The organism is Paraburkholderia sp. RAU6.4a, assembly GCF_050435625.1.
Lineage (GTDB): Bacteria > Pseudomonadota > Gammaproteobacteria > Burkholderiales > Burkholderiaceae > Paraburkholderia > Paraburkholderia tuberum.
Window position 1 is genome coordinate 403620 of sequence record NZ_JBNDKQ010000003.1, and the last position, 17133, is coordinate 420752.

At 64.0% G+C, this 17133-nt stretch carries 13 protein-coding genes and 3 pseudogenes; 11 read left to right on the top strand and 5 right to left on the bottom strand.

Going from position 1 to position 17133, the window contains the following annotated elements; translation table 11 throughout:
• Positions 1 to 2: 2 nt before the first annotated feature.
• Positions 3 to 926 carry a DUF72 domain-containing protein gene (locus OKW40_RS26320; protein ID WP_429492454.1) on the top strand — a complete coding sequence of 308 codons (924 nt, stop codon included), beginning with the start codon at positions 3 to 5 and terminating at the stop codon, positions 924 to 926.
• A gap of 263 nt (positions 927 to 1189) precedes the next feature.
• Complete coding sequence (locus tag OKW40_RS26325) at positions 1190 to 2308, top strand: 3-deoxy-7-phosphoheptulonate synthase (protein WP_429492456.1); 1119 nt, start codon at positions 1190 to 1192, stop codon at positions 2306 to 2308.
• 244 nt (positions 2309 to 2552) lie between these two features.
• On the opposite strand, the gene OKW40_RS26330 is transcribed toward OKW40_RS26325, so the two are convergent.
• Positions 2553 to 2831 carry an HU family DNA-binding protein gene (locus tag OKW40_RS26330; RefSeq protein ID WP_013092091.1) on the bottom strand — a complete coding sequence of 93 codons (279 nt, stop codon included), beginning with the start codon at positions 2829 to 2831 and terminating at the stop codon, positions 2553 to 2555.
• A 349-nt stretch (positions 2832 to 3180) separates the two neighbouring features.
• On the opposite strand from OKW40_RS26330, the gene OKW40_RS26335 reads away from it, so the two are divergent.
• Entirely contained in the window at positions 3181 to 3564 is a 384-nt protein-coding gene (locus OKW40_RS26335; protein ID WP_429402904.1) for a hypothetical protein, read from the top strand.
• 241 nt (positions 3565 to 3805) lie between these two features.
• Positions 3806 to 5779, top strand: a complete 1974-nt coding sequence (locus tag OKW40_RS26340) for a putative bifunctional diguanylate cyclase/phosphodiesterase (protein WP_429492458.1) — start codon at positions 3806 to 3808, stop codon at positions 5777 to 5779.
• Between the two features lie 27 nt (positions 5780 to 5806).
• Here the strand turns inward: OKW40_RS26340 and OKW40_RS26345 are convergent, their stop codons facing one another.
• Complete coding sequence (locus OKW40_RS26345) at positions 5807 to 6520, bottom strand: DUF899 family protein (RefSeq protein ID WP_429353311.1); 714 nt, start codon at positions 6518 to 6520, stop codon at positions 5807 to 5809.
• A gap of 286 nt (positions 6521 to 6806) precedes the next feature.
• On the opposite strand from OKW40_RS26345, the pseudogene OKW40_RS26350 reads away from it, so the two are divergent.
• Together OKW40_RS26350 and OKW40_RS26355 are read left to right on the top strand one after the other, a co-directional pair.
• Positions 6807 to 7098, top strand: a pseudogene (locus tag OKW40_RS26350) (LysR family transcriptional regulator); the annotation flags it as partial.
• Positions 7073 to 7591 (top strand): annotated as a pseudogene (locus OKW40_RS26355) (MFS transporter); the annotation flags it as partial. The pseudogenes OKW40_RS26350 and OKW40_RS26355, both read left to right, overlap by 26 nt.
• 42 nt (positions 7592 to 7633) lie before the next feature.
• Here the strand turns inward: OKW40_RS26355 and OKW40_RS26360 are convergent.
• Positions 7634 to 8239, bottom strand: coding sequence for a peroxidase-related enzyme (locus OKW40_RS26360; RefSeq protein ID WP_429492460.1), 606 nt, complete (start codon positions 8237 to 8239; stop codon positions 7634 to 7636).
• A gap of 177 nt (positions 8240 to 8416) precedes the next feature.
• Here OKW40_RS26360 and OKW40_RS26365 point away from each other — a divergent pair, with 177 nt between their 5' ends.
• From OKW40_RS26365 to OKW40_RS26385, 5 genes and pseudogenes are all read left to right on the top strand, one after another.
• Positions 8417 to 8833 (top strand): cupin domain-containing protein, encoded by a 417-nt coding sequence (locus OKW40_RS26365; RefSeq protein WP_429492462.1) that lies wholly within the window; start codon positions 8417 to 8419, stop codon positions 8831 to 8833.
• 495 nt (positions 8834 to 9328) lie between these two features.
• The gene (locus OKW40_RS26370; RefSeq protein WP_260330502.1) at positions 9329 to 9532 is read left to right on the top strand and encodes a hypothetical protein; all 204 of its coding nucleotides are present in this window, start codon (positions 9329 to 9331) and stop codon (positions 9530 to 9532) included.
• A 308-nt stretch (positions 9533 to 9840) separates the two neighbouring features.
• On the top strand, positions 9841 to 11175 hold the full coding sequence (locus tag OKW40_RS26375; RefSeq protein ID WP_187610714.1) for a glutamine synthetase family protein: 1335 nt from the start codon (positions 9841 to 9843) through the stop codon (positions 11173 to 11175).
• Between the two features lie 49 nt (positions 11176 to 11224).
• The gene (locus tag OKW40_RS26380; RefSeq protein ID WP_429492463.1) at positions 11225 to 12679 is read left to right on the top strand and encodes an aspartate aminotransferase family protein; all 1455 of its coding nucleotides are present in this window, start codon (positions 11225 to 11227) and stop codon (positions 12677 to 12679) included.
• A gap of 580 nt (positions 12680 to 13259) precedes the next feature.
• Positions 13260 to 13989: pseudogene (locus OKW40_RS26385) on the top strand (DUF2278 family protein).
• Between the two features lie 132 nt (positions 13990 to 14121).
• On the opposite strand, the gene OKW40_RS26390 reads toward OKW40_RS26385, so the two are convergent.
• A complete protein-coding gene (locus OKW40_RS26390) occupies positions 14122 to 15540 on the bottom strand; it encodes an MFS transporter (protein ID WP_429492465.1) in 1419 nt (472 codons plus the stop codon).
• A gap of 130 nt (positions 15541 to 15670) precedes the next feature.
• The gene (locus OKW40_RS26395; protein ID WP_429492467.1) at positions 15671 to 17122 is read right to left on the bottom strand and encodes an aldehyde dehydrogenase; all 1452 of its coding nucleotides are present in this window, start codon (positions 17120 to 17122) and stop codon (positions 15671 to 15673) included.
• Positions 17123 to 17133 lie beyond the last annotated feature (11 nt).

The window sequence follows — 17133 nt, forward strand, 5'->3', positions numbered from 1 at the left end:
AAGTGCCCGCAGCGACAAGCGCGAAGGAAAGCAACAAGCGAAGCGAGAAGTCTGGCGAAGAACGCGGCGACAAACCGCAAGCCGCAAAGAAAGCGCCAACGAAAAAATCAACCGAAACGTCGTCCAGATCCACGTCCGCCGCACGCATTCGCATCGGCATCGGCGGCTGGACCTATGCGCCGTGGCGCGGGCCGTTTTATCCGGAAGACCTGACGCAAAGCCGCGAACTCGAATATGCGAGCCGGCATCTGACGTCGATCGAAATCAACGGCACGTTCTACGGTTTGCAGAAACCGGCCAGCTATGAGAAGTGGTATCAGGAGACGCCCGACGATTTCGTGTTCTCGCTAAAGGCGCCGCGTTACGCGACCAACCGCAAGGTGCTCGCCGAAGCCGGCGACACGATCGAGCGATTCTTCGCAAGCGGCGTGCTGCTGCTCAGGCAGAAGCTCGGGCCCATCAACTGGCAGTTCGCGCCGACCAAAAAATTCGACGCCGACGATTTCGAGGCCTTTCTGAAGCTGCTGCCCGCGAGCATCGAAGGACAAAAGCTGCGGCACGCGGTCGAGGTTCGTCACGATTCGTTCAGGACACCGGAACTCATCGCGCTGGCGCGCAAGTACAAGGTCGCGGTCGTGCTCGCGGCCGACAGCGAGTATCCGCAGATCGCCGACATCACCGCGCCGTTCGTCTACGCGCGCATCATGGGCACGAGCGAAAAGCAAGCCAAAGGCTATTCGACGAAAGCGCTCGACGCATGGGCCGAACGCGCGCGCCAGCTCGCCGCGGGCACCACGCCCGACGATCTCGAGACCTGCGCGGAGCCGCCCGCGAAAGCCGCCACGCGCGACGTCTATCTATATGTGATCAGCGGCTTCAAGGAGCGCAATCCGGCCGCCGCGATGGCGTTGCTCAAGAAGCTCTGAATCCGCCGCGCCGCCTGCCCGCCGGTCCACCTGCCATGAGGCCGGCGCGGGTGTCATAATCGCGCCAGCGCATCCGTGCGCGGTCGCGTCGGCTTCGCGTCAAGCCCGACGCAAGACCTTGCGTCAAACCTCGCCCGAGGCACGCAGTAACCCAACCCGCACGGTCCACGTCAAACCCACGCGGCGCCCGCACGCCCTCATCGCGGCGGCGCTCGCATAATCAGGCGGCAAGGCCGCCTCATCAACCGATTGCGGAGAACATCTTGAGCGCCCTCGACAATCCCCTGCACGATCAGGAAGTCGGCTCGGCCGACGCCACCCAGGACACCACGCGCATCGACGACGTGCGCATCGGCGCGGTCCGTCCGCTGATTTCCCCCGCGCTGCTGCAGGACGAACTGCCGGTGCCGCCCGCGGTGCAGTCGCTGGTCGAGACGACTCGCGTCGAAATCGCCGACATTCTGCACAGCCGCGACGACCGGCTCGTGCTGATCGTCGGACCCTGTTCGATTCACGACCACGACCAGGCGATCGAATACGCGCGCAAGCTGAAGGCCGCCGCCGATCACTACCGGGACGATCTGCTGATCGTGATGCGCGTGTACTTCGAGAAACCGCGCACGACGGTGGGCTGGAAAGGCTACATCAACGATCCGCGTCTGGACGGCAGCTTCCGCATCAACGAAGGCCTGCGTCTCGCCCGGCAATTGCTGCTCGACATCAACGGTCTGGGCCTGCCCACGGCGACCGAGTTTCTCGACCTGTTGAGCCCGCAATACATCGCCGATCTGATCGCGTGGGGTGCGATCGGCGCGCGCACGACCGAGAGCCAGAGTCATCGTCAGCTCGCGTCGGGACTGAGCTGCCCGATCGGCTTCAAGAACGGCACCGACGGCGGCGTGCAGATCGCCGCCGACGCCATCGTCGCGGCGCGTGCGAGCCACGCGTTCATGGGCATGACGAAAATGGGCATGGCCGCGATCTTCGAAACGCGCGGCAACGACGACGCGCACGTGATCCTGCGCGGCGGCAAGAAAGGGCCGAACTATGACAGCGCGTCGGTGCAGGCGACCTGTGAAGCGCTGAGTTCAGCGGGTCTGCGCGAGCAGGTGATGATCGACTGCTCGCATGCGAACTCGAACAAATCGCACTTGCGGCAGATCGAGGTCGCGGACGATATCGCGCGGCAACTGTCGGAGCGCGAGCGCCGCATCATCGGTGTGATGCTCGAAAGTCATCTGGAAGAAGGCCGTCAGGATCTGAAGGCCGGTGTGCCGTTGCGTTACGGCGTGTCGATCACGGATGCCTGCGTGAGCTGGGCGCAGACCGAACCGGTGCTCGCCGCGCTCGCCGAGGCAACCCGCAAGCGTCGCGCGGGCTGACAGGGCAACGCACGGACCGCCCGATCGCGATGGCCGCGGCGGGTCCGCTTTAGACTCGATCGAAGCCGGTCGAGCCCACGAACGCCTGGCTCAAGGAGCCAGACACACGCGCCGCACCAGCTGCCGGCGAATCGCCTGGCCGGGTTGGGCAGCGCGTGATCCTCACGCCCGACGCATCACTCACGCGCGCCTCACAGCGGGGCTGCGGCGCGCATCGCGAATGCTCCGGCGTGAAGCGCGTTGCTTACGACGCGTTGACGGCTTCCTTGAACGCCTTGCCTGCGGTGAACTTCACCGTCTTGGCCGCGGCGATCTGGATCTCTTCGCCCGTCGACGGATTGCGCCCCACGCGTGCCGCGCGCGCGCCGGTCGAGAACGAACCGAAACCGACCAGTTGCACCGTATCGCCGCTCACCACGGCCTTGGTCACTGCCTCGACGATCGCGTCGATGGTCTGGCCGGTTGCCGCTTTGCTTTCGCCCGTCGCTGCGGCGACTGCATCAATCAGTTCCTGTTTGTTCATAGCACTTCCCGTATGGTAATCATGGAACCGGCGCCCTCTGAGGCGCCGGGACCGACACACTAACGCATAGGCGCACCTTCGCGCAAACCCTTGGTGTAAGGCTTGTATCAAGGCAAAGCCGCCGGTTTGACGTTTTTGCGCCCCAAACTGCCATAAGAATCGCGAGCTTATGCGCGCGCGCCGCCTCATGAGCATTCGCCGCGCATCACAATCCGTTGCAATTTCAGTACTTTAGGTCGCGTTACGCGATCCCGCGCCGGCTTCCCGATGACGATAGCCCTTTTCCCGATGCGCGGGCGCACCATTTGCGACACACGTCACAAGTTAACTATCGGCAAGACATAAAGAAGTGAGAATTCGCCACTTTGCAACATGCGCGCTGCTCGCCGCGTTGTCGTCGGCGGCGGCCGCGGCCGACGACAACGCGTGCGCGACCCTCGTCGGTGCGACGAACTCCAGCGCCGCGCAGAGCTTTTCGCTACGCGACGGCGAACCGGTCGACTTCGTTGGCGGCGGAAAAACCGTGCACGGCAAGCTGCTCGTGTTCAGCGACGGCGACGTGTTTCGCGCGTACTGGCAGCCGGATGACAGCCCGGAAAAATACGTGCTCGCGAATGCTGGCGCCGACGCGGTCCGGCTCGTCGCGGCCGCGCCGCGTGGCACGCCCGCGCCGGCCGGCCAGCCCGGCACCGCCATGCGGCCGCAGCGGGTGCTGTCGTGCCCCACGCTTTGAGCATGCGCGAAGGCCGCCTTTTGCTCGAGTCTCGCGATCGGCATCCGGCACAAACGTCTGGTTCCAGCGCCGCCAACACGCGCCGCCAGGTAGTACTTACCGCCCGACTATCCGTAAGCGCGCAGCCGGTTTCACGGACCCTTGACTGCGATGCTCCGTTACCCCTTTGAGCGCTCAAGTTAATCAGCCTCGCGCCGATATAAACAGCTGCGTTTAGCGCGCAAACGTTAAAGGGATGGCGATGGCTTGGCTTGCGAGATTGAAGAAGGTACTGTCGGTCGCCGAGGGTGACCGGGAGCTGATGCGTGCGCAGTTGCACGCGTTCCGCCGCCAGGTGCCGCTTCTCTACTTCATCCTGCTCGTCAACACGGCGGCGGTGGCGGCGACGCATCTGGACAGCGCGCCGGCCTGGCTGTCGATGTATGTGCCCGGCACGCTCGGCGCGCTGTGTGTGTTTCGCTGCGTGCGCTGGTGGCGCAAACGCAACCATAAGATGACGGACGCTCAGGCGGTCCGCGAATTGCGCAGCGTGACCTGGATCGTCGGCGTGTTCGGCGTCGCGTTCAGCGGCTGGTCGGTGCTGCTGTTTCCGTACGGCACCGCCTACCAGCAGGCGCAGGTCGCGTTCTATATGGCGACGACGCTGGTCGGCAGCATGTTCTGCCTGATCCATCTGCGCAAGCCCGCGCTTCTGCTGCTTTGCATCGTCATCCTGAGTTTCTCCGGCTTCCTCGTGTCGAGCGGCTCGCCGGTGTTCTTCGCGATGGCCGTCGACATGGCGCTGGTCGGCGTCGCGCTCGCGGCGGTCATCCAGCTTTACTGGCGCACGTTTGCAGACGCGGTGCACGCGCAACGCGAACTGCAGGCAAGCCAGCACAACACCCAACGGCTCAGCGACGACAACTATCGGCTCGCCAGCATCGACAGTCTGACCGGCCTGCCGAACCGGCGCAGTTTCTTCGCGGCGCTGAGCGCGATATCGGAGCAGGCGCTCGAAACCGGTGGCGGCTTCAACGTCGGCCTCATCGATCTGGACGGCTTCAAGCAGGTCAACGACATTTACGGTCACGCGAGCGGCGACCTCGTACTGCAGGAAGTCGGCACACGGCTCGTGTTGATCGGCGAAACGGGCCTGATGTTCGCGCGTCTGGGCGGCGATGAATTCGGCGTGCTCGTGCGCCACAAGGTGTCGAACGAAGCGCTGGTCGAGTTGGGGCAGCGTATCTGCGATGCGCTCAGCCAGCCTTATCAAGTCGCCGACAATGTCGCGGAGCTGTCGGGCACGATCGGCTGGGCAGCGTTTCCCGACGCGGGCTCGACGGTCGCGCAGGTGTTCGAACGCGCCGACGCCGCGCTCTATGTCGGCAAGGAAAACCGCCGCGGCATGCCGGTGATTTTCTCGACCGAACACGAAACGCAGATGCGGCGTCTAAGCCTCGTCACGCAGGAGCTGCGCCATGCTGACCTCGAAGCGGAACTGTTCCTCGAGTTCCAGCCGATCTACGATCTGCTCACGCGCCGGCCGATCGGCCTCGAAGCGCTCGGTCGATGGCACAACGCGCGGCTCGGCATGGTCAGGCCGGAGGAATTCATTCGGATTGCAGAGCGGACCGAGCTGATCCTCGGCATCACCGACGTGCTGCTGCGCCAGGCGCTCGCCGAGGTCGCGCACTGGCCCGCCGATCTGTATCTGTCGTTCAATCTGTCCGCGATCGATATCTCGACGTCGGCGCGCGCGCGCCGCCTGATCGACATCGTCGCGGCAAGCGGCGTGTCGCCGCATCGCGTGACGTTCGAAATGACCGAAACCGCGTTGACGCGCGATTTCGAGCAGGCGCACAGCGCGATGACGATGCTGAAGCAGGCCGGCTGCCGGCTGTCGCTCGACGATTTCGGCACCGGCTATTCGAGCCTCAGCTACGTGCATCGGCTGCCATTCGACGCGATCAAGATCGACCGCAGCTTCGTGAGCGACGTCGATACCAACAGCGCATCGAAGAAGATCATCAAATCCGTGATCGACCTATGCCGCAACCTCGGGCACGAATGCGTGGTGGAGGGACTCGAAACGCCGTTGCAGGCCCAGGTCGTGAAGGCGCTCGGCGCGCGCGCGGTGCAGGGTTATCTGTTCAGCCTGCCGATGCGGGCGAGCGCGGTCGGCACGTTTCTGTGGACCGCGCTCGCCCAGAGCCACGCGGCGCAGACGCATTCGTAGCGCTCGATCGCTCCATGGCAGCGCCGCTCAATACGCCAGCTTCGGATACCAGTCGGTGCCACGGCCGCCCGGCGTCATGTCGAGGATCGTCCACAACGGCATCGGATCGGGCGCGCCGCGCGGATCCTGTCCGGGGTCCGACGTCGACGGCCCCATCTCCTCGGCCCAGAAGTGCCGCACGACGCCGCCCGTGCGCGTGAATACGTTCAGCGCGGGAAGGTCGTCGCCGGCGGGATCTTCGGCCGCGTAATCGCGATTGAACGTGTTGCCGCCCGACGAATACAGCCGCAGATGCCGCCAGCCGCGCTCCTGCCTGAACGCGACGAGCCTGTCGATCGGCGAGCGGCCGATCACCGCGAACGCGACGCGCTGCAGGATATCGGGCATTTCGCCGTCCCACGCGCTCAGTAGCGACGTGCACATCGGGCACGGCCGCGCGCGTTGCGGTCCGAACATCCAGTTGTAGGTCACGAGCGTGTCGTGCGCGCCGAACATCTGCGATAGCGTGACCGGGCCCGCTTCGCCGTCGAAGCGGTAATCCTCCGGCACGACACCGCCCGCCGGCAGCGCGCGACGCTGCGCGGCGACACGCTCGATCTGGCGGCGCAGCTCGATCTCCTCGGCGAGCAACGCGTTGCGCGCGCGTCGATATTCGGGGCTCTCGCCCGGAAAGCGCGAGGGCAAGTCGGCCAGTTCGCGGGCCGGTTTCAGCGTATGCATCGAAGTGTTTGCGTCGTTCATCAGTCATCTCCTTGTGAGAAATCGTCAGAAAACGGACGGAAGACGAGCGGGCATCGTCGCTTTGCCGCCCTTCCTGTAGGGACGACGAACGAGGCCGCGGAAAATCGACAGGCCTCGCCATGATTTTGCAGCGGGGGGCTTTTTGCGGCGATTTTGCCGGCGGTTTGACCACCCACCCGCCAGCCGCCGGCGCAAGGTATGCTCGCGCCAACCAGCAAGCTCGTTACACCCGCCAACACCACCCGGCACGCGCGCCACGCACGACGCGGCGCCTTGGGGAACGCACATGCCGCTTCGTCTGCCACCCCTGCCCGCGCTTCGCTTTTTCGAAGCGGCCGGCAGGCATCAAAGTTTCAAGCTCGCCGCCGCCGAGCTGAACGTCACGCCGAGCGCGATCAGTCACGGCATCGTTGGACTCGAGGGAGCGCTCGGCGTCGAACTGTTCGTGCGCGAGCCGCGCGGCATCTCGCTAACGGCGATTTGGCGCGGATTATCTGTCGTACGTCTCCGAGGCGTTTTCGCTGATCGCGATCGGCACGCAACTTCTGCCCAATGCCCGAGTATCTGACGCTGTGTCATATGCCGATCGGGCTGGGCGCCACCGCGCTTGCGCTGATCGGCCTGTTCAACATGGCGGGCAGTTGGGCATGCGGTTGGCTCGGCGGCCGGTTCCGCCAACATCATGTGCTCGGCTGGCTTTATCTGATTCGCAGCGCGACGATCGCCGCATTCTTCGCGCTGCCGAAAAGCGCTGTGTCCGTGGTGATTTTCGCGGCGGTGATGGGCCTCACGTGGCTCGGCACCGTACCGCTGACGAGCGGGCTAGTCGCCAAGGTGTTCGGCACCCGTCACCTCGGCAGCCTGTTCGGCGTGTGCTTTCTGAGCCATCAGATCGGCTCGTTTCTCGGCGCGTGGCTCGGTGGCCTCGTGTTCGATCTGGCGGGCTCGTACTCACTGCTATGGGTAGCGACGGTCGCGGCGGGATCGATCGCGGCACTGCTGCATTTCCCGATCGACGACACCGTGGTGATGACGCCCGCACGGCGTTCATCTCGCCCCGCGCAGGCGTGATGCGAATTGCCGATAGAGATGCTGAAGCGATTCCAGCCGAGGCTACTTTTTCGGTGCATCCGCCGCGGCTTTCGGCACACGCCCCATCAGATAGAACTCGTCGTTCGGACGCATCGAGATCACGTTGGCCATCCGGTTCGACAGCCCGAAAAACGCGGTGATTGCCGCGATGTCCCAGATGTCTTCATCGGTGAAGCCGTGGCCGCGCAGTGTCTGGAAGTCTTCTTCGTCGACCGTGCCCGACGCGCGGCACACCTTCAGCGCGAAATCGAGCATCGCCTTCTGGCGGACGGTGATGTCGGCCTTGCGGTGATTGACCGCGACCTGATCGGCGAGCAGCGGCGCTTTTTCGTAGATGCGCAGAATCGCGCCGTGGGCGACCACGCAGTAAAGACAATCGTTGACCGCGCTCGTCGCGACCACGATCATCTCCCGCTCGCCTTTCGTTAGACCGCCCTCTTTCAGCATCAACGCATCGTGATAAGCGAAGAACGCGCGGAATTCGTCGGGCCGATGCGCGAGCGTCAGAAACACGTTCGGCACGAAACCCGCTTTCTCCTGCACTTCGAGAATGCGGGCACTGATGTCTTCGGGCCACTCGCTCGGCTCGGGCACCGGGTAGCGGCTGATGGGCTGAAGCGTGGCCATGTGCTGTCTCCGTGATCTCTGTCGGGGTATGCCGACCATTGTAGCAACGCGATTTCGCGCTCGCCCGCGCTTCACCAGCTCCGCTCGATCACGTCCGACATTGCCGCCCGTATCGTCTAGACTTTCAGTTCGGCATGCGTGAAGCCGCCCGGCACGGCGGTGACGAAAGGAGCGACCATGTCAAACGTTACGCACGACGCGCGGGCCCCGGTGGTCAAGGTGCGGCCCGAACGGGAAATGGCGACGATGCAGCGGCTGCCCTATTTCGTCGGCATTTCGGCGGGCACCGCGGGCAGCACCGGGCTGTCGATGTACATGGTCGTGGTCCCGCCTGGCGGCCATGCGGAGCCGCACTTTCACGCCGACTACGAGACGGCGATCTATATGCTCGAAGGCAAGATCGAGACGCGCTACGGCCCGGGTCTGCGCGAGTCGGTTATCACCGAGCCGGGCGACTTCCTGTTCATTGCGCCGGGCGTGCCGCATCAGGCGTTCAATCTCGACGCGAACGCCGCGGCGCGCGCGATCGTCGCGCGCAATCACGCGGACGAGCATGAGCGCGTGGTGCCCTATGATCCGTCCGAGGATGCGTGAGCCAACGGGCCTCTTCCCGGACCGCCTCGCCTGAAGCGAGGCAAATCATGCTTCTCAACCCGGTTTGATCCACTTGCCGCGCGGCGCATGCAGGCCGCGCCGCGTCGTGCGCCGCGCCCATTCGTCGGTCGCGCGCGATTTCGTCGGCGTTCTTTCACGACGCCGACTCGCCACCTGTGCTAAAGCCGACCAGAACCGCCGCGAAGATCACCGCACGTCTCGCGGAGTGAATGAACAGTAGACGAAACACGCGGCATCACGCTCGATGCCGCTTTGCCAAAATCTAAAAATAAATTGACGGCATTTTTAGCTCGTATATCCTAGCTAGTGGGAGATCTTGTGGGCGGCGCGACGAATTAAGCTACTACCGTCCAGTACCGTTTCTTCTCGATCAACCCGTGTCCTGTTTCTTCAATATCCGCTGTGGACTCGAAACAGGCCGTTCAATACCCTCAACTACGCCAGTCGAGTGTCATCGTGAGAGTCCGAGGCCCTTTGGTGAATTGGAATCGCAGTCAGGCGCGTTGTACTTGCGCTGACGGCGCCAGCGCCGACGGCAGCAACGGCAGCCTTGCGTTTCGCCGCTTTCTGTCCGTCATCACAGTCCTGTCGCGTCGTTCCGTTCGACGCCGCAACGTCCTCTCCACGCGCGCGTTCATCGCGGTGCGCACAGACGAAGTCGCTTCGCTGCTGCCGTAGCGCCTCTCCTCTTTCATCTCTTTTCGCTGCTCGATTCGTCCGTTTGCACGCGTTTTCGCGAGCTGGCTGCTTGCGTCCGCGCGGCACTGACTGATCACCGCGCATCGCGACGGATTCAATCGAACCGCTTCTAATCGGGTAAGCGCTGCGCGTTATTGCGCGGATTCGCTTTGGCGTCGACTCGCCTTGGCGTTTTCCCACCTCGCCGCGCGATATTTCGCACCTTCGGCGACGCGTGTCGCCAGCGCATGCATACACGAAACCCTGCACCATGACCCAGGTAGCGGACCAAAACAGAGAGAACAATCATGCATGACATCGACGAATTTCTGAAAAAGCATCACGTCACCGAAATCGAAGCAATTATTCCGGACATGGCCGGCATCGCGCGCGGCAAGATCATTCCGCGCAGCAAGTTCGAATCGGGCGAATCGATGCGTCTGCCGCAGGCGGTGATGATCCAGACCGTCACCGGCGACTATCCGCAAAGCGATTCGCTGACCGGCGTCACCGATCCCGACATGGTGTGCGTACCCGACGCGAGCACGATCCGGATGATTCCGTGGGCAGTCGACCCGACCGCGCAGGTGATTCACGATTGCGTGCATTTCGACGGCACCCCGGTCGAAATCTCGCCGCGCTGTGTGTTGCGGCGCGTGCTCGATCTATATAAGGCGCGCGGCTGGAAACCGGTGATCGCGCCGGAGCTCGAGTTCTATCTGGTCGACATGAACCGCGATCCCGATCTGCCGTTGCAACCGCCGGTCGGACGCACGGGTCGCGCGGAAACCGGACGCCAGGCGTATTCGATCGAAGCGGTCAACGAATTCGACCCGTTGTTCGAAGACATCTACGAGTACTGCGACGTGCAGGAACTCGAAGTCGATACGCTGATACACGAAGTCGGCGCCGCGCAGATGGAAATCAACTTCATGCACGGCGATCCGCTCAAGCTCGCGGACAGTGTGTTTCTCTTCAAGCGCACCGTGCGCGAAGCGGCGTTGCGTCACAAGATGTACGCGACTTTCATGGCGAAGCCGATGGAAGGTGAGCCGGGCTCGGCGATGCACATGCATCAAAGCCTCGTCGATATGGAAACCGGCCGCAACCTCTTCACCGCCGCCGACGGCGAGCCGACCTCGCTGTTCACCGGCTATATCGCCGGCTTGCAGAAATACACGCCGGCGCTGATGCCGATCTTCGCGCCGTACATCAATTCGTACCGGCGTCTGTCGCGTTTCATGGCCGCGCCGATCAATGTCGCGTGGGGTTATGACAATCGCACGGTCGGCTTCCGGGTTCCGCATTCCGCGCCGGTCGCGCGCCGCATCGAGAACCGGATTCCGGGTGTCGATTGCAATCCGTATCTGGCGATTGCCGCGACCTTGGCGGCGGGTTATCTGGGCATTACGCAGCGGCTCGCCGCAACCGAACCGCTGGCGAGCGACGGCTATGCCCTGCCCTATCAATTACCGCGCAATCTCGAAGAAGGCTTGACGTCGATGAGCGCGTGCGAGCCGATTGCCGAAGTACTCGGCGAGCAGTTCGTCCGCGCGTATCTCGCGTTGAAAGAGACCGAATACGAAGCGTTTTTCCGCGTGATCAGTTCGTGGGAACGCCGGCACTTGCTGCTGCACGTTTGAGTGCTGCGGGCCAATCGGTCAATGAGAACCTTGAAAAGACGGAGGCAGTATGAGCTATAAGACTGAAGACGTGATGTATGCGCAAAAGGAAACGTCGCAGCATGGCGGCACGAAAGACGCGCCGACCTCGCAAGCCACATCGCGCAGCACCGCCGAATACCGCGCGCTCGATGCCGCGCATCACATCCATCCGTTCTCGGATATGGGCTCGCTCAATCGCGCGGGTTCTCGCGTGATCGTCAAGGCGCAAGGCGTGTACCTGTGGGACTCGGAGGGCAACAAGATCATCGACGGCATGGCGGGACTGTGGTGCGTGAACGTCGGCTACGGCCGCCAGGAACTGGCCGACGCCGCATTCCGGCAGATGCGGGAACTGCCGTACTACAACACGTTCTTCAAGACGACGCATCCGCCCGTGATTGAACTGTCTGCCCTGCTCGCCGAACTGACGCCCGCCCCATTCAATCACTTCTTCTACTGCAACAGCGGCTCGGAAGGCAACGATACCGTGCTGCGCATCGTCCATCAATACTGGGCGACGCAACGACAGCCCGCGAGGAAGTTCGTCATCGCGCGCAAAAACGCTTATCACGGGTCGACGATCGCGGGCGGCACGCTCGGCGGCATGGCTTATATGCATGAGCAGATGCCATCGAAAGTCGAGAACATCGTGCATATCGATCAGCCCTATTTCTTCGGCGAAGCGGCAAGCGATCAGACGGCGGAAGAATTCGCACTGGCTCGCGCGCGGCAGCTCGAAGCGAAGATTCTCGAACTCGGTGCGGACAATGTCGCCGCATTTATCGGTGAGCCTTTCCAGGGAGCGGGCGGCGTGATTTTTCCGGCTGAGACGTATTGGCCGGAAATCGAGCGCATTTGCCGCAAGTACGACGTGCTGCTCGTCGCGGACGAAGTGATCGGCGGCTTCGGCCGAACCGGCGAATGGTTTGCGCATCAGCACTTCGGCTTCGAGCCGGACCTGATCACGCTCGCGAAGGGACTGACGAGCGGTTACGTGCCGATGGGGGCTGTCGGTCTACATGATCGCGTCGCCCGCGCACTGATCGACAACGGTGACTTCAATCATGGCCTCACCTACTCCGGGCATCCGGTCGCGGCGGCCGTCGCGCTTGCGAATCTGAAACTGCTGCGCGACGAGAGGATCGTGGAGCGCGTCAAAGCGGATACCGGTCCGTACTTTCAGAACAAACTGCGTGAGACGTTCGCCGGTCATCTTATCGTTGGCGAGATCAGCGGCGCGGGCCTCGTGGCGGGCGTGCAACTCGCCGAGAAGCCGCTCGAGCGCAAGCGCTTCGCGAATGGCGGCGATGTCGGTACGACGTGCCGCGACTTCTGCTTCAACGGCAATCTGATCATGCGCGCGAGCGGCGACCGGATGTTGCTGTCGCCGCCGCTCGTGGTCAGCCGGCCGGAAATCGACGAAATCGTCTCAAAGGCAAAAGCGGCGATCGATGCGACCGCGCGGCAGGTGGGCGTCCGATAGCACTGCGTGGTTGCGATTCAGTTTCCCTCAGCCGTCGAGTGCCCGCACAGCCTTCAAATCGCCGGTCAGCCGCAGGATCGCACCAATCATCTGCCCCCCGTGACCGCCGCCGGAACGCGCGGCGGTCCTACTTTACGCTGTACCGGTCGCGCGAGCGTTCCAGGTTATGGTCAGAAAGGCCACCAGCCCTTACCGCCGTTGCCTGCATCATGGTCCGGGTGCGACCCGTCATGATGCCCGTGCGTGTCGGAGTCCCGGTCGAAGTCGAAAAGATCGAACAGGTCGCCGATCGCGGGCGCATTGACCGGGCGACTTCGTTCTGTCGAGCACCCCTCGTTGATCTGTTCGACGGCCGCCTGGCCGTCAGCCGTCGTCCGACGCGAGGAAATGCCACGCCTTGTCCTTGTGCGTCTCCAACCCGTAGCGCCACGCGTGATGACCATTGCTCGCCCACCGCAATAGCGTTGGGATAAAAACATTGCAAGCGTATGACAGCGAGCACGGTTGTTTATCGACGTGTAGCACCGTATGCTTGGATATGTCGCTTTCCGTTCGTCAACTTCGAGAAGGTCATTCAGTCATGAACGAATACTGCATGTTCAAGGGAAAACTGCTGCGCGCGGCGCCTTTCAAAGATTCGTATATAGGCAGTCCGCACTATGTGATCACGGTGACTGGCAACGACAACACGCCATTCAACATCGTCGTCAATTCGGCGTCGACGCAACCGGGCGCAAGCGGTAACGACAACGTGTACTTCTATGCCGATCTGAACTTCGCCGATCCACTCACCGCGAAACTGCAGCCCCTGAACCTCGGCCTCTACACGAGCGGCTTTCCACGGCTCGATTACTTCCAGGACAGCAGCCTGCTCGACATTCACCGCATGCGGCCCGTCCCCTACAAGGATCAGAACGGCAACCGCGCCGACGTCAACGACATCATCGACGAAATCCTCACCATCGACGAAAGCAAGCCGTCGCAAAGTCTGCCCTACGACAACGGCAGCGGCCAGTTGCACAACCGCGATTTCTGGACACCGACCACCGCGGGCATCGTGGTCTATGGGTTCGGCTTTCTGTTTCTGCCGAAGAAGGACGGTCTTCACGAGACTCACATGAATCAGGGCAATCCGCACGGCCCGCATTACAACGAAAACGGCGCGTTCCAGGACGGCGCGGTGATCGTGCAGCGCGCCGATGGGTTTGCCGCGATTTACCGCGTTTCAGACACAGTATTTGCCGACCAATGCGGCCGGCGATCCGGCGGCGAATGCAGTGGCGTTGCCCGTTTATATTCAGCGAGGTTGATAGCGTCGCTCGTGCATGGGGCAAGTGGAAACCCCCGCGATGCGCGAGAAACAGGTTGTTGCAAAGGGGAAAATCAGATCGCGCGCAAAAGTCCCTCGCGATACGAACGCACCGCGAGAGACGTCGCGTCGATCAGCGCGCGCTCGCGGCGCCTCGACGCGGAATATGCCGCTGCACCACCGCCAGCGCGATCAGCACGATGACCATTGCGATACCGAGCATCAGCAGATAGCCCGAAGCGCCACCGGCCGTGATCACCGCGGCACCGGCGAATGCGCTCAGAATCGCGCCGACGCGGCCGAACGCGAGTGCCGACGCGGTGCCCGTCGCCCGCACGCTGGTCGGATAGACGTATGCGCACAGCGCGTACATCGTCGATTGCACCGCATTGACGAACAGACCGTGCAAGCCGAGACCGACGATCATCAACGCCGTATGCTGGGTCGCGCCGACGCCGAGCAGCATCCACGCACTCGCGAAGCCGCCCGCGCAGCACAGCAGCAGCGGCCAGCGCGAGCCGTAGCGCCCGATCGCCAGCGCGCACAGCACCGCGCCGATTACGCCGCCGAGGTTGTACGCGCTCAGGCCATAGCCCGCGAGCGACACGCTCAAGCCCTCACTCGTCAGCATCGACGGCAGCCAGCTGAACGCTGCATACACCGCGAGCAGGCACATGAAGAACGCGCCCCAGATCGCGACGGTGTCGCGCGAACGGCCATCGCGGAACAGCGCGGCAAAGCCGACGTGTTTCTCAGCGCTTTGTTCGCGCACATCGGTGAAGCTCGCATCGGCCGACACGTCGCGCGCCATGCGCCGCAACAGCTTCACGAGTTCGGGCCAGCGATGCGGACGGCGTGCCAGAAAACGCGGCGATTCCGGCAGCGCCGCGAGCAGGACGATGGCGAGCACGAGCGGCAGCACACCACCCGCTACGAACAGACCGCGCCAGCCATAAACCGGCAGCACCTGGCCGGCGAACAATCCCGCGACCATACCGCCCAGCGGCACGCACAGAATGGTCGCCGTCACCGCGAAGGTACGAAAACGCGCGGGCGTGAACTCGGCGGTCAGCGTCGTCGACGTCGGCAGCGCGCCGCCGATGCCGAGCCCCGCGATAAAGCGCAGCGCCGCAATGGCCGCGACGTTCGGCGCGAGACTGATCGCGCAGGTCGCCAGGCCGAACACGAACACGCTGCCGATCACGGCCCAGCGGCGGCCGAAGCGATCGGCGAACAGCCCCGCGAACGCGCTGCCGATACCCATGCCGACCAGCCCCGACGCAACCACCGGCGCAAATGCGTTGCGCGTGATGCCCCACTCCTTGGTCAGCATCGGAATCGCGAAGCCGATCAGCTGGCTGTCGAAACCGTCGACGACGATCGACAGCGCCGCGAGCACCACCGCGATTTTCTGCAGCAACGTGTAGGGGCCGTCGTCGAGTGCATGACCGATGTCGACCGTGTTGCCGCCGCGCGCGATGCCGGCGAGCGCCGCGTCGTCGCGCGCGGTCGCGGTCGAGGCCGCGGCCGAAGCAGGAGGAACGAAACTCATGAGCCTGTCTCCGTTGTTTGCGCTGCACGCGCGTTGTTCGATTTTTTTTGCTGTCGGCAGTACGGTGCGACGCGATGGCCCGCTTCGGCGAGTTGGCCGCCGAACAGCGAGCCCATCGCGACGCTCCTCATCAGAACGGATAGTGACGCGGCGTCGTTTGCAGCGTGACCCAGCGCAGATCGGTGAATTCCGCGATCCCCGCCTTGCCGCCGAAGCGGCCGAAGCCACTCGCCTTCACGCCGCCGAACGGCATCTGCGCTTCGTCGTGCACGGTCGGGCCGTTCACGTGACAAATCCCCGACTCGATGCGTTTAGCGACGTTCAGCGCGCGCGCCGTGTCGCGGCTGAACACCGCCGCCGACAGGCCGTATTCGTTGTCGTTCGCACACGCGATTGCGGCTTCCTCGCCACGCACGCGCACGATCGGTTTGACCGGCCCGAACGATTCGTCGTGATAGATGCGCATGTCCGGCGTCACGCGATCGAGCAGCGTCGCGGGCATCAGCGTGGTTTCGCTCTTGCCGCCGCACACGAGCGTCGCGCCTTTGGCGAGCGCGTCGTCGATCAGCGCGTTGCAGCGCTCGACCGTGCTCATGTCGACTACCGAGCCGAGCACGACCGGCGCCTTGCGCGGATCGCCGAGTGGCAGCGCGCGCGAGCGCGCGGCGAGCCGCTCGACGAACGCATCGGCGATGCTATCGTCGACGATGATCCGCTCGGTCGACATGCAGATCTGCCCGGAATTCGCGAACGCGCCGAACACGGCCGCATCGACCGCGGCGCCGATGTCGGCGTCGTCGAGCACGACGAGCGGCGCCTTGCCGCCTAGTTCGAGCACGCAGGGCTTCAGATTGCGCGCGCACGTTTCGGCGATCAGGCGGCCCACGCGCGTCGAGCCCGTGAAGTTCACGCGACGCACGGCCGGGTGTCCGATCATCGCGTCGACGATGCGCGCGGCGTCGGCCGGCGCATTGGTCACGAAGTTCACGGTGCCGCGTGGCAGACCCGCCTCCTGCATCGCCTCGATGATGAGACCGTGCGTGGCCGGGCAGATCTCCGAGCCCTTCAGCACGACCGTGTTGCCGCACGCGAGCGGCAGCGCGATCGCGCGCACCGCGAGTATCACCGGCGCGTTCCACGGCGCGATGCCGAGCACGACGCCCACGGGCTGGCGCACGCCCATCGCGAGACTGCCGGGGACGTCGGATGGGATCAGTTCGCCGGCGATCTGCGTGGTCAGCGCGGCGGCCTCGATCAGCCCGGCCGCCGCGAGATGCACGTTGAAGCCGGCCCAGATGCCCGACGCGCCGGTCTCGGCGGCCATCGCGGCCGCGAAGGCGTCGGCCTTCGCTTCGAGCGCGTGCGCGGCCTTCGTCAGCAGCGCGCGGCGCTCGCTCGGTCCGAGCGCGGACCACACCGGAAATGCGGCCGCGGCGGCATCGGCGGCGGCCACGGCATCTTCGACGGTCGCGGCCGGCGCGCGCGTCGCGACTTCGCCGTCGAGCGGACTGCGGCGCTCGAAGCTCGCGCCGTTGCGCGCCTGTGTCTGCTCGCCGCCGATCAGCATCGATACGTTTTTCATCGTAGGTCTCT

What these genes read in the sequence shown, in the direction of transcription:
- OKW40_RS26330 (WP_013092091.1), bottom strand. Translation starts at nt 2,831, where the DNA reads ATGAACAAACAGGAACTGATTGATGCAGTCGCCGCAGCGACGGGCGAA.
- OKW40_RS26340 (WP_429492458.1), top strand. Translation starts at nt 3,806, where the DNA reads ATGGCTTGGCTTGCGAGATTGAAGAAGGTACTGTCGGTCGCCGAGGGT.
- OKW40_RS26345 (WP_429353311.1), bottom strand. Translation starts at nt 6,520, where the DNA reads ATGAACGACGCAAACACTTCGATGCATACGCTGAAACCGGCCCGCGAA.
- OKW40_RS26360 (WP_429492460.1), bottom strand. Translation starts at nt 8,239, where the DNA reads ATGGCCACGCTTCAGCCCATCAGCCGCTACCCGGTGCCCGAGCCGAGC.
- OKW40_RS26365 (WP_429492462.1), top strand. Translation starts at nt 8,417, where the DNA reads ATGTCAAACGTTACGCACGACGCGCGGGCCCCGGTGGTCAAGGTGCGG.
- OKW40_RS26375 (WP_187610714.1), top strand. Translation starts at nt 9,841, where the DNA reads ATGCATGACATCGACGAATTTCTGAAAAAGCATCACGTCACCGAAATC.
- OKW40_RS26380 (WP_429492463.1), top strand. Translation starts at nt 11,225, where the DNA reads ATGAGCTATAAGACTGAAGACGTGATGTATGCGCAAAAGGAAACGTCG.
- OKW40_RS26390 (WP_429492465.1), bottom strand. Translation starts at nt 15,540, where the DNA reads ATGAGTTTCGTTCCTCCTGCTTCGGCCGCGGCCTCGACCGCGACCGCG.
- OKW40_RS26395 (WP_429492467.1), bottom strand. Translation starts at nt 17,122, where the DNA reads ATGAAAAACGTATCGATGCTGATCGGCGGCGAGCAGACACAGGCGCGC.